The sequence below is a fragment of the Pseudoalteromonas sp. BZA4 genome, assembly GCF_040104395.1.
Classification (GTDB): Bacteria; Pseudomonadota; Gammaproteobacteria; order Enterobacterales; family Alteromonadaceae; genus Pseudoalteromonas.
On record NZ_JBECOT010000009.1, the window covers coordinates 1 to 15374 of the forward strand.

The 15374-nt window shown below is 41.6% G+C and carries 15 protein-coding genes and 1 tRNA gene; 5 read left to right on the forward strand and 11 right to left on the reverse strand.

Annotated features, from left to right (window positions below; translation table 11 throughout):
- Positions 1-162: 162 nt before the first annotated feature.
- Complete coding sequence (ggt, locus tag ABMY41_RS05635) at positions 163-1821, reverse strand: gamma-glutamyltransferase (RefSeq protein WP_349274313.1); 1659 nt, start codon at positions 1819-1821, stop codon at positions 163-165.
- Between the two features lie 76 nt (positions 1822-1897).
- Positions 1898-2443: a GNAT family N-acetyltransferase gene (locus tag ABMY41_RS05640; protein WP_289096738.1), complete on the reverse strand. Its 546-nt coding sequence runs from the start codon at positions 2441-2443 to the stop codon at positions 1898-1900.
- 49 nt (positions 2444-2492) lie between these two features.
- Between ABMY41_RS05640 and ABMY41_RS05645 the strand changes: the two genes are divergently transcribed.
- Entirely contained in the window at positions 2493-2861 is a 369-nt protein-coding gene (locus tag ABMY41_RS05645; RefSeq protein WP_054551695.1) for a hypothetical protein, read from the forward strand.
- Positions 2862-2902: 41 nt separating this feature from the next.
- On the opposite strand, the gene ABMY41_RS05650 is transcribed toward ABMY41_RS05645, so the two are convergent.
- Positions 2903-5125, reverse strand: coding sequence for a TonB-dependent receptor (locus ABMY41_RS05650; RefSeq protein WP_055196989.1), 2223 nt, complete (start codon positions 5123-5125; stop codon positions 2903-2905).
- Positions 5126-5649: 524 nt separating this feature from the next.
- On the opposite strand from ABMY41_RS05650, the gene ABMY41_RS05655 reads away from it, so the two are divergent.
- The 3 genes from ABMY41_RS05655 (at position 5650) to ABMY41_RS05665 (ending at position 7449) form a co-directional block, all read left to right on the forward strand.
- Positions 5650-6243 carry a LuxR C-terminal-related transcriptional regulator gene (locus ABMY41_RS05655; RefSeq protein WP_289096740.1) on the forward strand — a complete coding sequence of 198 codons (594 nt, stop codon included), beginning with the start codon at positions 5650-5652 and terminating at the stop codon, positions 6241-6243.
- A gap of 211 nt (positions 6244-6454) precedes the next feature.
- On the forward strand, positions 6455-7297 hold the full coding sequence (locus ABMY41_RS05660) for a VOC family protein (RefSeq protein ID WP_289096741.1): 843 nt from the start codon (positions 6455-6457) through the stop codon (positions 7295-7297).
- Entirely contained in the window at positions 7297-7449 is a 153-nt protein-coding gene (locus tag ABMY41_RS05665) for a hypothetical protein (protein ID WP_167350228.1), read from the forward strand. Before ABMY41_RS05660 ends, ABMY41_RS05665 begins: the two co-directional genes overlap by 1 nt.
- A gap of 41 nt (positions 7450-7490) precedes the next feature.
- Here the strand turns inward: ABMY41_RS05665 and ABMY41_RS05670 are convergent, their stop codons facing one another.
- From ABMY41_RS05670 to rlmE, 8 genes are all read right to left on the reverse strand, one after another.
- Positions 7491-8435, reverse strand: a complete 945-nt coding sequence (locus ABMY41_RS05670) for a general glycosylation pathway protein (RefSeq protein ID WP_349274314.1) — start codon at positions 8433-8435, stop codon at positions 7491-7493.
- A 201-nt stretch (positions 8436-8636) separates the two neighbouring features.
- A tRNA-Leu gene (locus tag ABMY41_RS05675) sits at positions 8637-8721 on the reverse strand.
- A gap of 76 nt (positions 8722-8797) precedes the next feature.
- Positions 8798-9145: a preprotein translocase subunit SecG gene (secG, locus tag ABMY41_RS05680; protein ID WP_054551698.1), complete on the reverse strand. Its 348-nt coding sequence runs from the start codon at positions 9143-9145 to the stop codon at positions 8798-8800.
- A 1-nt stretch (position 9146) separates the two neighbouring features.
- Positions 9147-9896, reverse strand: coding sequence for a triose-phosphate isomerase (gene tpiA / locus ABMY41_RS05685; RefSeq protein WP_055020942.1), 750 nt, complete (start codon positions 9894-9896; stop codon positions 9147-9149).
- Positions 9897-9965: 69 nt separating this feature from the next.
- The gene (gene glmM / locus ABMY41_RS05690; protein WP_289096745.1) at positions 9966-11321 is read right to left on the reverse strand and encodes a phosphoglucosamine mutase; all 1356 of its coding nucleotides are present in this window, start codon (positions 11319-11321) and stop codon (positions 9966-9968) included.
- Complete coding sequence (gene folP / locus ABMY41_RS05695) at positions 11314-12162, reverse strand: dihydropteroate synthase (protein WP_349274315.1); 849 nt, start codon at positions 12160-12162, stop codon at positions 11314-11316. The genes glmM and folP overlap by 8 nt, the downstream gene beginning before the upstream one ends.
- Before the next feature lie 106 nt (positions 12163-12268).
- A complete protein-coding gene (gene ftsH / locus ABMY41_RS05700; RefSeq protein ID WP_251602676.1) occupies positions 12269-14206 on the reverse strand; it encodes an ATP-dependent zinc metalloprotease FtsH in 1938 nt (645 codons plus the stop codon).
- A 66-nt stretch (positions 14207-14272) separates the two neighbouring features.
- Positions 14273-14902, reverse strand: coding sequence for a 23S rRNA (uridine(2552)-2'-O)-methyltransferase RlmE (gene rlmE / locus ABMY41_RS05705; RefSeq protein ID WP_054551703.1), 630 nt, complete (start codon positions 14900-14902; stop codon positions 14273-14275).
- 89 nt (positions 14903-14991) lie between these two features.
- On the opposite strand from rlmE, the gene yhbY reads away from it, so the two are divergent.
- Positions 14992-15288: a ribosome assembly RNA-binding protein YhbY gene (gene yhbY, locus ABMY41_RS05710; RefSeq protein ID WP_062564320.1), complete on the forward strand. Its 297-nt coding sequence runs from the start codon at positions 14992-14994 to the stop codon at positions 15286-15288.
- Positions 15289-15374 lie beyond the last annotated feature (86 nt).

Sequence of the window (15374 nt, forward strand, 5' to 3'; positions counted from 1 at the left end):
TCGAAAGCAGAATGAAGAGCTTGTTCTATATTCACAAAAAAATCCGTAGTTAGTTGCCTAACTACGGATTGTGCATGATCATTCTGATCGGTCAACTGATCAACTTCTTAACTGATCAGCATTAACCCGAGGGTGCTTTTTTGTGTCTGGTTTAAGGTGTAATTAAAACACCATCGCCTTACCACGGCCAGATGCTTCAGAAGCTGCATCTAATTTACCGTCTTTATTGATGATCACATGCATATCACCAAAATGGCGTTCATCGAGTGTATAACCCATTTTCTCAAGCGCTTTAACAACCTTTGGTTCAAGACCAGTGTGGTATCTAATCACATTTTTAGGCCATAACTGGTGATGAAAGCGTGGGCTGTCTACCACTTGCTCTGCTGTCATATCAAATTCAACCGCATTTAAAATAGACTCATACACAGAGCTAATAATCGTGGTACCACCCGGAGAGCCAGTTACCATTTTAACTTTGTTATCCTGAAGTAGAATGGTCGGTGTCATTGAGCTCAACATGCGTTTATGGGGTTGAATTTCGTTAGCTTTACCACCAATTGCACCAAATACATTCATCACACCTGGCTTGGCACTAAAGTCATCCATTTCATCATTCAAAATAAATCCTGCGCCCGATACAACCACGCCGCTACCAAAACTTAAGTTGATGGTCGTGGTATTCGCAACAGCATTGCCCCACTTATCTAGAATAGAAAAATGCGTTGTTTGCTCACTTTCGTGTAAACCTGGTTTGATGTTCTCAGTTGTTGAAATGGCATCTGGGCGAATTGTACTTGCTCGATTGCTGAGGTAATCATCTGCAAGTAGAGCTGTTTTTGGCACCTCATAAAAATCTGGGTCGCCTAAATATTCAGCTCTGTCGGCAAATACGCGTTTACCTACTTCAGCCAAAATATGAACATAGGTGGTCGAGTTGTGCTCAAGCTTTCCTTCTGGCTTTGCCAAGTCGTACATTTTTAGCCACTGCAAAATAGCAATACCACCTGAACTTGGCGGTGGCGATGTGAGCACTTCGTAACCGCGCCAATTACCTTTAATCGGTGTACGCGATTTAGCTTCATAAGCTTTTAAGTCTTGCTCAGTAATAATACCGCCGTGTTGCTTCATAAACGTCGCAATGATCTTTGCTGTCTCACCTTCGTAGAAACCTGCTTTACCTTGATCACGAATACGTTTTAGTGTGGCGGCAAGTTCCGGCTGCTTAAATACCTTATTTTCTTTGGCATCGGCAAAGTAATCAGCAAAGTTAATGTTTACCGACTTTTTGGCCATTCGCGCAATATAACGCTCGATACTCGCTGCTAGCTTAGGATGCACAATAAAGCCCTGCTCGGCTAATTTAACTGCAGGCTCTAGCAGAGTCTTCCACTCTAAGCTTCCGTGCTTTTGATGGGCAAGCCACATTCCAGCAACACTGCCCGGAACACCACTTGCGTGAATACCGTACACAGACATGTTATCAATAACATCGCCTTTATCATCAAGGTACATATCGCGATGAGCTGCAGCTGGGGCTGTTTCGCGGTAATCAATAAAATCACCTTTGCCATCTTTTTGGATCAGCATAAAGCCACCACCACCAATGTTACCGGCTTCAGGTAAAGTAACCGCTAATACAAACTGTGCCGCAATTGCCGCATCAACGGCGTTACCGCCTTGCTCTAAAATAGCGCGCGCCGTATCACTGCTGTAACTATCTGGCATCGCGACAGCCGCTTGTTTTGCAAAGCTTGACGGATGAAAGAATATCGCGGTAACGATCAACAGATGTGCCGCGTATTTGACTAAATTTGCCATGGTACTTCCTTTTTCTTGATGTTATTTTGACCATTTAGACATGTGAAACCGATAAGGTCAATTAGTTACGGTTAACTTAGCTAAGCTGCTCTTTAGGACATGAATAAAGTACTGCAGGTAATTCACCTTGCTCATCTTTATGGGTATAGTTTTTTACAAACTTAAGGCCTAGTTTTTCCATCACCTTTATTGAGCCTAGGTTATCTTTAAGTGCTGTGGCACTGAGCGACTTTACTTCTTCTGGCTCGCTTACGGCTTTAGCAATGGCAAGTGCAGCCTCAGACGCATAGCCTTTGCCCCAGCTCATTTTTTTAAAGCGCCAGCCAATTTCTAGATCACTAAAATCAGGCTGTTCAAAAAAGCCCATGGGCCTGACTAATACCCAACCGATAAAGGTATTGCTCTCGATGATATTTACTTGCCAAAGCCCCCACCCTTTTTGCTCATTTCTATAGGCATTCAAGCGTGGAATAAACACCTCTTTAATGGTCTGCATAGTGGATACTTTGCCGCGAGTGAGATGTTTCATTACTTCAGGGTCGTTATCGAGCTCATAAAGTAGCTCGGCATCATTTTCATCCATTAACCGAAAACTTAATCGTGCTGTTCTAGCTATATTCATTTTTTATTGCTTATACTGCTTAATAGTTAATTAACCATTAGAGAAAAATATGAACAAATTAGCAAGCTTAGTTTTATTAGGCTGTATTGCCTTAACAGGTTGTGATGACGCAGAGCAAGCCAAGAAAGATGCCAGCGAAGCAAAAGAGGAAGTAAAGCAAGCCCTAAATGATGCTTGGAGTGACGTAAAAGACGCCACCAACGAGTTTAACGACGACTCACTGCAAGAGTTACTCGAAGAGAGTAAGAAAATGGGCTTGAGCATGTATGACGACGGTAAAGAAATTGCCTTAGATGCATGGATTGAGAGTAAAGAAGCAGCTGGTGAGCTGTCTGAAAAAACCAAGCAAAAAGCAAAAGAACTGGCTGAAGAATTAAGAGAAGCGCGCGAAAAACGCGAGCAAGAGAAAAATAATTAAAAAGAAAGGGCAAGTATTTACTTGCCCTTCTTTGTTAGTAATTAAAGCTCAAATTCTTTTTTGAATTTTAAGCCAAATTCACTGCGGTCATTGCTGCGCATTACTCCAACAAAACCAGATTGTTGTAAACGACCCACATCGTATACTTCGTTTAACACGTTCTCACCGTAAAGAGTCACTTCAAAGTCACCGTTCGGGTTTAAGTAAGAAATGTTGAAACCCACTAATTCACGAGAATCAATGTGTTCACTTTGGTTGTAAACTGATTGACCTTGCATATCGCTACGGTATGAATAGTTAGCGTTAACTGCCACTGTGCCACCGTTACTTAAATCAATGAAATAAGAAGGTGCGACCATCACAGTCCAACGTGGTGTTAGTGCTGGTGAATCACCTTTACCAATACCTAATACACCGTCATCAACTTCTGTGATTTCTGAATCTAGGTAACCAATTGCGCTACGTAGCGTAAAGTCATCAGTAAATGCGATTGTTGTCTCAAGCTCGATACCTTGTGCTTTAGACTCACCCGCATTTTCTACGATAGTAACGAAACCGCCACCTGCAGTTGGATCTGAGAATGGTAATGCCAGGTCGGTATAATCAGTGACAAACACCGCAAGCATCATAGATACATCTTCATGTACCTGACCTTTAAGGCCTAGCTCGTAGTTAATAGCTTTTGTTTCATCGAAAGAAACAAATTGATCTGGGCCACCAAATGGACGCGGTGGGAAACCACCTGTTTGATAACCTTTTTGGATTTGGCCATACACGTTCATGTTATTGCTAAGCTGGTACGACGCATTTAAATCCCATGTTACCGCATCAAAATCAGCACTTACGTATTTACGTGTCGCAAACGTTGGGAATAAGGCATCGGCTTCTTTTTTATCTTTTGAATAACGTAGACCACCGCCCACAGTTAAATCATCGCTTAGGTCATAGCTTGCATTGATATAAGCTGCGTATGAGTTAGTCTCTTGGTTGATATCAAAGTAACCATAATCACCAAAAGACGCTGTAGTACCATCATTCAGAAGACCATCAGGTGTGTTGAATGGGCTAAATACAAACGGGCCAGAGCTTGTGAAGCCATCTTCATTAAAGAAGTATAAGCCAGACACAAAGTCCATATTATCGAAGCTACCATTTAACTGGATTTCGAATGAATATTGATCTGCGCCGCCTTCTTCTGGGAATTCAGATAAGTTAAGGGCAACAGCATCATCATCAAGACCCCCTTCGTATTCTGAGCTACGGTAGCTGGTGATGAACTTAGCTGTATACGTATTATTGATATCCCAGTCAGCTGTTAATGAAGTACCCCAGCCTGAATAAGCCGTCGACTCAATACCCGCTACCGTCGTTGCTAAGTCATCAGGATCGCTTGGCAACATGTCTTCTGTAAGTAATGGGAAATCACCATTGAATGGGTCATTCGGGTCAAGTGGCGCCGTTAGTTCAATTGTGTATGGTGATTGGCCTGATTCGTTATCAACACCATCAATTGAGAACACAAAAGATAAGTCGCTGTTTGCTTGCCATTTAAGCGCCATACGACCACTTAACTCTTGCTCTTCACCAATTTCTTTTTCTGGGTTAGCAAGGTTAATTGCTTCACCTACACCATCGCGTTGCTTATAAGACACGCTTGCAGACATGCTTACAGTGTCGGTAAGGCTGTTATTAAAGTAAACGTCACCGGCTAAACGACCACGGCTACCTACTTTTGCATTTGTAGTCACAATGCCTTCATCACCAGGTTGCTTAGTAATAATATTTACTGCACCACCTAATGTGTTACGACCGTACAAAGTACCTTGTGGACCACGTAATACCTCTACACGCTCAACATTTGGTAATGATAAGTTAGAGCCCATTTGGCGACCAAGGTAAACACCGTCTAAGTAAACACCTACACCCGGATCAGTTGTGATCACGTGGTCTTGTAAACCAATACCACGAATAAATACAGATGCATGGGCCGCATTACCTACACCATAACGAGTGATATTTAGGTTAGGTACGTATTTACCGATGTCTTCTAGGTTGCTCATGTTCGCTTTATCAATCAGGTTTTCACCGATTGATGTCACTGCGGTTGGCGACTCAAAAATGCTTTCTGTACGCTTACGCGCTGTTACTTCGATTTTTTCAAAAGCATCTTGTTTAGCAGTGGTTTTTTCTTGCTCAGCAAAGGCTGAAGTAGATAATGCAGCAACAATGGCTACAGTTAACTGTGAGAGGTGACGTAATTTCAATTAAAACTCCAAAGGATACCGTGTGTGTATTTTTACCCGTAAATTTCAGGCATAAAAAAAGACGCTTAGGTATAAGCATCTTTCCTCTGGAGGGGTATTATATGTCAGTTTTGTGAAAATATGTATAATTATTTTAATTTTTATCAAAAACTGTATAAATAAACCACATTACCTACATATTTTCGAATTATAAGCCACTAGATTCTTTACATAAAAGTAAATAAAAATAAATGTTTAGTTTTGTATTATCGCAGTAAACTTTCTGGGTAACACAATTAAAATGAACAAAAAATGAACGTTATTTTTATTGCTTTTCAATCAAGTAGAAATAAATTTCAGAAATTTCTCACCTTTAAAAGAGTACCTAGCTCAGGTAATGTTTAATAAAGTGCAGCCAAGTTAGCAAAAGCTAACTAAACAAAAATGTGCGCAAGATTTTCCTCTGTTGGAATTTCATTTTTTAAACGTAATAATCAGCAACACAACTTACTTGTTATCATTTACCGATAGTTTTTGGCGTGAATATGGATTTTCTTTTTAATAAAAACGCGGCTGATTTTGTGTCACCTGCTTCGACTCTTCCTTACTGTATTGCGAACGATGATAAAACTCTGCTGCTTAATTACGACTCTTTAGACACTTTGACCAACCGTGATTTAATAAGTGAGTTTATGAAGATCCATGGCTTTCATCATTTGGTAATTTTTAATATGCCTGATAGAGCGGATGTGCTGCCATTAAAAGACTGGCCGAAACTAAAAGGGTTATTTTTTAAAAACACCAAGACAGATATTTTTGAACAAGGGCTACAAGAAATTAAAAAAGGAGCTCTCTGGTTTCCAAGAACAGTGAGCGATAAATGGATGAGAGTGATGCTCGAAGCTGAGCAAAAACATCAAATTCAATCAAGTAACTTAACGTATAAAGAGTCTAAAGTACTGCACTTGCTTTCTTCTGGCGCAACATGCCCTCAAATCGCCGATGCTTTATTTATTAGCGAAGCGACTGTGCGTGTTCACTTGCACAAGATTTACCAAAAAATTAATGTTAAAAACAAACAAAAAGCCTTGCAGTGGTGCGAAAGAAATATAGACAAACTCAATAAACTTGCGGGCTAAATTGCAAGTGAATTGTACCTCGGTAATACCTCATGACTCTGTTTCCATCCTAGCGCCTATAACTTGCTCTATACAGCATTGCTCAAAGCTTTAAGTATTTTTGCAAAATAATTATTTAACCCTTTGCCTTTTGGGAAAATCGTTTTTGATTGAATAACAAACAAATAATGGTCTATGCTTTTACTTGACCCCATTTTGCAAGGAGCAAACTTTGAAATTACTCACCCCCTTACGCGCCACAATTTTAATGGCAGTCACAGCGGTCTCATTGACAGGTTGCCAGCTTACCTCAAGTGAATTACCTGCAATCAGTGATTCAGGAACAAAAAACTCAGGTCACGTTGTGTGGCATGATTTGATTACACCCAATTTGGCACAATCTCAAACATTTTATGGCAGTGTATTTGGTTGGCAGTTTCAAGCCGTTAACGACAGCTATACGCTGGCATCATTAGACGGAAAATTAATTGCTGGTATAGCAGAGCTTGATAATAAACAAAATGCCAGCCACTGGCTGAGCCTTATCAGTAGTAAAGACATCGCTGCCGTTAGTGAAAAAACTATCAAAGCCGGAGGTAAAGTCTTAGTAAGCAGTACTGAAATTAAAGGCCGTGGCACTATTGCTGTATTAGAAGACCCTCAAGGGGCTGTTTTTTCACTGATCAATACCGTAAATGGTGACCCTGAAACTCAGCAAACTGATAACGGTTGGATTTGGCAAGAAGTATGGAGTGATAACCCAGAGCAGAGCAAAGCCTTTTACCAATCACTTGGTAATTATTCAGCACAAAATAAACCGCTTAGTAATGGCAATTACAGTTACTTAGCCTTAAATGGCACACCTGCGATTGGCTTTGTAAAAAAACCAGATGCCGAGATAGGCAACACATGGGTGAATTACATTAAAGTAGCCGATGTTGACGCGACCCTATTAAAAGTAACCGCAGCAGGCGGCATAGTACTTATGGCACCAAATGACAAAGTACGAAGTGGCAGCGTCGCCATTATTCGTGATCCAGCGGGTGCTGGTATTGTAATTCAGGAGCAAATGTAATGAATAAAAAAATGATTCGCTTAGCTGCTCTTGCAGCTGCAATGTTAGCTTTAAATGCCTGCACGCCCTATGCAAGCCTAGATATTAATGCGCCGTTTAAAGTAGGCCCTGTGTACGTTAACCCAAGTATTGGTATTGGCGGTACACTTTAATCAATTTCAGGGCGCTGCGTTTTACACAAGCGCCCTATTCATTAATGTTTTACTTTTAAGCGTTGCACCTGGGTCAATACATCTTCAGCCTTGGCGCCTAGGTAAACGTAAATTGCCAGTGCAATCAACAGACCTACCACAGCAAACATCATCAATACAGCAGGTATAACATACTCAGTTTGCCCGAGTGCTGCTTTAAACATGGTAAGTAAGGCTTCTATCGATACAGCAATCAAAATTGTTGAGATAAAACGTGTGATCGTACGTCTTGTTGAGCTGTGGCGAAAAATATCCTTATGCATGAGGATTTCTTCTTCTAGAATTGTTTTGCCTAAATCAAAAATGGCCAACGCTAAAGTAACAAAGATAATAATGGTAAAAGGCTTAAGCGGGTCTGACTGGGTATCTTCGCTTATGACTAAGTCCACCATACCGGCAAACACTTTATATAACAGGTAAAATACCAAACAGAATAAGCAAGCTACAATCAGGCCATAACCTACCTTAAAGTAAGGAGTCATTCTGGCTCGCTTGGTGTCTCCCATAATAAATTCAATCAGCTCTGTTAAGCACACATCGATAACCAAAAACTGCTGTTCATCGTTGCCTGAAGGGATTGTTTTGATCACTGAGATACAAAGGTGCTTAGTTGCAGTCGAAATATATGGCGAAGTAAAATGCGGCACGGGTGTTAACGAAGCGACTAAAAAATAAGGCCGAGCACTTAAGTCCTGCCCAGCCCCAATATGACCCAGTTTCTTGTTGTACTGACGCTTAAAACAAACATTATCACCTTGCTGAATGCCTTGTTCATTCAAGCAATATTGCAATTCTAGAAATGGATATTGATTGACAAGCTGTTGATACGCTTGCTTGTTAGTCAACGATGCCTGAACACTGGCAAGTATAGAAAGAAGCAGTTCATGAATAAGCTGTTGTTGCTCTTCATAGCGTTCTATAGCACTTAAATAACTCATTCTTGCCATCTTGCTTCCTCAAAGTAGTAGAGATACCCACTCTAGTTAAGCAAGGAAGGCTCCAAGTTTTATTTCACTTAATAATCAATGAGTTAATTTCGGGCAGGGGAATGGCATTAGAATAAAAGCACTATAAAGGTGCGCATTTTGTTTTATTAAGCACTAAAACGAAAAAAGCTGTAACTCAGTGAGTTACAGCTTTTTAATTTTTGGTGCGGATGGGGGGACTTGAACCCCCACGGCCGAAGCCACCACCCCCTCAAGATGGCGTGTCTACCAATTCCACCACATCCGCATACAATTCTGTATGTTGTTAAGCTTAACGTTTACTTGAGGAGTGAAAACTGCTTAACGATAATTAGCAAAGCTAATTAGTTAGGTACGTCAGACGTTTTATCTTCTGTCGCAGGCACATCAGATTGTGCTGGCGTTACAGTTTCAACAGCTGGCGCAGCTTCTAGGTTTTCCCACTCATCAGTCTTTTTGATTTGACCTGCAGTAAGGTTACCTAGAACAATACTTAGTACGAAGAAAATCGTCGCTAAGATTGTTGTTGTTTTAGTCATGAAGTTACCAGCACCTGATGAGCCAAATACGGTACCAGAAGCGCCAGCACCAAATGATGAACCCATATCTGCGCCTTTACCTTGTTGGATTAAAACCATACCAACTAATGCTAAAGCAACAATTAAATAAACTACTAATAAAATTTCGTACATCTTATACGGTCCCTTTTGCACTTTCACAGATAGCAGTAAATGAATCTGCTTTAAGACTCGCGCCACCAATAAGGCCGCCGTCTATATCTGGTTGTGCAAATAATAATTCGCTATTTTTTTCATTCACGCTACCACCATATAAGATGGTTAATTGCTGTGCTACGTCGCTATCTGAAGAAGCAATCTTCTCGCGGATAAACTTGTGCACGGCTTGCGCTTGCTCAGGAGAGGCAGTCTTACCTGTGCCAATGGCCCAAACGGGCTCGTATGCTACCACAGAATTCTTCAGTGCTGCTACACCTAATTTGCTAATTACAGCATCAATTTGAGCTGCAACCACTAATTCAGTTTCGTTTGCTTCACGTTGCTGCTCACTTTCACCCACACATAGGATAGGAGTTAAGCCAACTTGCTGCGCTCGCGCAAACTTATCTGCAACAACTTCATCTGACTCACCGTAGATACTACGACGTTCAGAGTGACCAACCAAAGTGTAAGCTGCGCCTAGGTCTTTGACTAGCTGAGCATCAACTTCACCAGTAAAAGCACCAGCTTGGTTTTCAGAGACTGTTTGCGAACCAAACGTGACGTTTTGTTGCTGCAAAGAACTCAACAATGGGAATGGCGGAAACACCACTATATCCAGTTCATCCGATTGAACATTTTTGATTGCAGTTGATAACTGTTCAACAAGCTCTAAAGAGCCGTTCATTTTCCAATTACCTGCGACCATCGGCTTACGTGTTGCCATTATTCCACTCCACATTAGAAAGCGGGCAAGATACTAACTCGACTTGCCCAAAGTTACAAGAGGTTATTGTTATGCCTCGGTTTGTTTGCTCACAGTTTCGACAACTTCAGCTATTTTACGTGCACTATCAAGCACAACTTTTTCCTGCTCAGCTTCAACCATTACTCGCACAACAGGCTCTGTTCCTGATTTACGAAGTAATACTCGGCCAGTATCACCTAACTGTTCTTCAACGTGCGCTACCATATCAACTACAGCTTGATCTTGTGTTGGATCGCTACCTTGTGGGTAACGAACATTGATCATTTTCATTGGGTATTTTGTAAAACCAGCCCCTAAGTCTTGCAATGTTTTATTCTGCGCAACCATTGCTGCTAATACTTGCAAGCTTGAGATAATGCCATCACCCGTGCTGATTAAATCAAGGTTTAATACATGACCTGAACTTTCACCGCCGATTTTCCAGCCATTTTCTTGCAGTAGTTCCATTACGTAACGGTCGCCTACTTTACTGCGAGCAAAACCAATACCGCGCGCTTTTAAGGCATTTTCCAGACCCATGTTAGACATCACAGTGCCAACGACACCACCACCTAAAATATCGTCATTTGCAGCTTGGCAAGCAATAATATAGACAATGTCATCACCATCAAATACACGACCATTGTGGTCAACCATCATTACTCGGTCACCATCACCATCGTAGGCAATACCAACATCAGCATTATGCTCTAATACTTTGCGTTTAAGCGTTTCAACATGGGTTGCACCACACTCAAGGTTGATATTTACCCCGTTTGGCTCGCAGGCGTGACAGATTACTTCAGCACCTAACTCACGCATTACTGACGGTGCAATATGGTATGTAGCACCATTTGCGCAATCGAGTACAATTTTTAGACCTTCTAGCGATAGACCTTGTGGGAATTGGCTTTTACAAAACTCAATGTAGCGCCCATCAGCTGTTTCTAAACGACGCGCTTTACCAAGCTTGTCAGAGGCAACGCAGGTCATTGGCTCATCCATCATAGCTTCAATTTCAAGCTCAACATCATCTGGTAATTTTAAGCCTCTGCTTGAAAAGAATTTAATTCCGTTATCATGGTATGGGTTATGAGATGCACTGATCACAATACCCGCTTCAGCACGGAACGTTTGCGTTAAATACGCAACCGCCGGCGTTGGCATTGGCCCTAGCAAAACAACATCAATACCAGCAGCAATCAAACCTGCCTCAAGAGATGTTTCAAGCATATAGCCAGAAATGCGGGTATCTTTACCAATAATGACTTTTTTGGTGCCAATTTTTGATAAAACGCGACCTGCAGCCCAACCTAGCTTTAGCGCAAATTCTGGAGTGATTGGATACTCACCAACCATGCCACGTACACCGTCCGTGCCGAAATATTTTCTTGTTTTACTCATTTGTAATTCCTTTAGTACATGCTTGCCAAACGCTAAGCATATCAACAGTTTCTTGTACGTCATGAACGCGAATAATTTTAGCACCATTTTGTGCTGCAATCAGCGCGCCGGCAAGGCTTCCCGCTAAGCGTTCATGTGTGTCTCTATTTAATAAATTACCGATCATTGATTTACGAGATAACCCCGCAAGAACCGGTAATTTGAATTGGTTAAATACATCAAACTTATTTAAGATTTCGTAATTATGAGCCAGTGTTTTACCAAAGCCAAAACCTGGGTCTAAAATAATACGTTGTTGCTGAATGCCCGCTTGCTCACACGCGGCTAAACGCTCTGCAAAGAATTCGTTAATGTCAGCAAATAAATCATCATAATGTGGGTTACTTTGCATAGTACGGGGCTGACCTTGCATATGCATTAAGCAAATTGCCACCTCTGGGTATTGTGCCAATACCTCTACCGCCCCAGGCTCCTGTAACGCTCTAACATCATTGATTATGTCAGCTCCTGCGATTATCGCTTGGCGCATTACTTCACTCTTGCTGGTATCAATGGAAATAATACAATCACTGCTTGCTCTTAGCGCTTTCACTAAAGGAATAACGCGTTCAAGTTCATCTTCAAGAGAAACATCAGGTGCCCCTGGACGAGTTGACTCACCGCCTATATCAATTATTTTTGCACCTTGATTTAATAACATATGAGCTTGTTTGACAGCGCTGTCTAGCTGGCAATAACTTCCACCATCAGAAAATGAATCAGGAGTGACATTTAGAATCCCCATTACCACTGGGGAGTCGAGGTGTAAAATACGACCTCGAGGTAATTTAAGAGCGGTCATTTTTACCTTCAAACTTCCATGCATTTGCTCAACAACGATAGTGAGCCAATTTTATGCTACAAAAAAGCCCCGGCATCCGGGGCTTTTGCTTCTTATATTTTAACGACTATTCAGGTTTGTCATCAAGGCTTGTTTCATCCTTTTTTACTGAATCATCCGCTTTTGTCTCATTAACAACAGGCTCAGCCTTCGCACTAGGCTTTTTATCATCTGAGCGACGGTCATGAACATCACGAGGCTCACGTACAGGCTGACGTGCCATTAAGTCATCAATTTGACCCGCATCAATCGTCTCGTACTTCATTAGTGCATCTTTCATCGCATGTAAGATATCAATGTTATCTTTAAGGATTTGCTCTGCACGTTGGTAGTTACGATCTGAGAATAAACGAACTTCTGTGTCGATCACTTTTGCAGTTTCATCAGACATGCTCATAGCACGGCTACCGCCGCCACCCATGTACATTTCGTTTTGGTCTTCAGCGTAAAGTAATGGACCTAGCTTTTCACTTAGACCCCATTGGGTAACCATTTTACGAGCAATATCGGTTGCACGCTCAATATCGTTACTTGCACCAGTTGTCACTTTATCTTCACCGTAGATCAGTGCTTCAGCAATACGACCACCGTAAAGGCTAGAGATCATTGACTCTAAAAGCTCTTTTGAGTGGCTCACACGGTCTTGCTCAGGCAAGTACATAGTAACACCTAACGCACGTCCACGAGGAATGATAGACACTTTATAAACTGGATCATGTTCAGGTACCATGCGACCAACAATCGCGTGACCCGCTTCATGGTAAGCAGTCATTTCTTTTTCCTGCTCGCTCATCACCATGGTCTTGCGCTCTGCACCCATCATGATTTTATCTTTTGCAGCGTCAAACTCTGCCATACTTACTACGCGTTTGTTACCACGAGCTGCATATAACGCGGCTTCGTTAACTAAGTTTGCAAGGTCAGCACCAGAGAAACCTGGCGTACCACGTGCAATAACTGCGGCTTCTACGTTGTCGCCTAGTGGCACCTTACGCATGTGAACTTTAAGGATTTGCTCACGGCCACGAATATCAGGAAGACCAACAACAACTTGGCGGTCAAAACGGCCAGGACGTAATAACGCAGGGTCTAATACATCTGGGCGGTTGGTTGCAGCGATAACGATAATACCTTCGTTACCTTCAAAGCCGTCCATTTCAACAAGCATTTGGTTAAGTGTTTGCTCACGCTCATCGTGACCACCACCCATACCAGCGCCACGCTTACGGCCTACTGCATCGATTTCATCAATAAAGATGATACAAGGTGCTGCTTTTTTCGCTTGCTCGAACATGTCACGTACACGTGATGCACCAACACCTACAAACATTTCTACGAAATCAGAACCTGAAATTGTGAAAAACGGCACTTTAGCTTCACCAGCTACCGCTTTAGCTAGTAACGTTTTACCTGTACCAGGAGGACCAACCATCAACACACCTTTCGGGATGCTACCACCTAGCTTCTGGAATTTTGATGGGTCACGTAAGAAGTCTACAAGTTCAGTTACATCTTCTTTCGCTTCGTCACAACCAGCAACATCAGCAAACGTCGTTTTAACTTGGTCTTCACTCATCAGACGCGCTTTACTCTTACCGAAAGACATCGCGCCTTTACCGCCACCACCTTGCATTTGACGCATGAAGAAAATCCACACACCAATAAGCAGTAACATCGGGAACCAAGAGATTAAAATGCTGGCGAGGAATGACTGCTCTTCTGGCTTAACGCCTTTTACATTAACGTTGCTTTTTAAAAGATCATTCAAGATGTCTTTATCATACATTGGCATGATGGTTTGAAAGCGCTCACCATTTGTTTTAGTACCAGTAATCGTACCTGTGGTGCTTTCAATTGAGACTTCTTGGATAGCGCCACTACGAGCGTCGCTAACAAATTGAGTGTAACTTGTTTGGCGATCTGCCTGATCACCACCATTAAAGCTCTGAAACACTGACATTAGCACAACTGCAATGACCAGCCAGAGTATTAGATTTTTCGCCATATCGCTCAAGGAGTTAACCTCTTGTATCCAATTAATTTAAATTCAACTTAACGCAGCACAACTGTACTACAGTTTGTAGCCTGTCGCCACTATATAAACTTCCCGAGAACGGGCGCGTGATGCATCGGGCTTTCTAATTTTAACCGCTTTAAAGCTATTACGTACTTCCTGCAAGTATTGATCAAATCCTTCGCCTTGGAAGACTTTGACACAAAATGCGCCATTTTTCTTTAAAACTTGGTGGCACATGTCTAATGCCAACTCAACTAAGTACATACTACCAGCTTGGTCAACAGATGTATTGCCACTCATATTGGGTGCCATATCAGAAAAAACTACATCAACATTTTTTCCATCAATACGGGTCAATAGTGCATCAAGTACCGCTTCTTCACGAAAGTCGCCTTGTAAGAAGTCAACACCTGCTAAGGAATCCATAGGTAAGATATCACAAGCAATTACTTGGCCTTTATCACCAACTTTTTCTGCTAGATATTGCGACCAACTACCTGGCGCAGCACCTAAATCAACCACCGTCATCGATGGTTTGATTAATTTATCTTTGTTTTGAATTTCGTCTAATTTGAATACCGCACGAGAGCGCCAACCTTTCTTTTGCGCTTCGTGAACATAAGGATCGTCGAAATGTTCTTTCAGCCAACGCTTAGAACTGGCTGAATGTTTTTTATTTGCCATAAAATTAATACGTAACTAATTAGTAATATTCTTTAGATGGCGTTAGAATACCCTTAATTCAAGCCATATTCAGCAAAATTTGTAACATGATGAAATTATCGAACAAACAAAAGCAGTTTTTAAAAGGCCAAGCGCACAGTTTAAAACCTGTTGTATTACTTGGTGCAAACGGATTAACAGAAGGCGTTTTAGTTGAAATTGAAAGCGCTCTAGAAATTCATGAACTAATCAAAGTTAAAGTTCCTACAGATGAACGTGAAACTAAAGCATTGATTTTTGATGCAATTGTTCGCGAGACAGGCGCAACAAAACTACAAACAATTGGCCATACAATTGTATTGTATCGCCAAAGCGAAGAGAAAAAGATTCAATTACCACGCGGTTAATCCTGCCTTGTGAAATTTCGAATCAGAAAAAGCCAGCAAATATGCTGGCTTTTTTGTAGGCAAAAATAATTTTGCATTAATTTGTA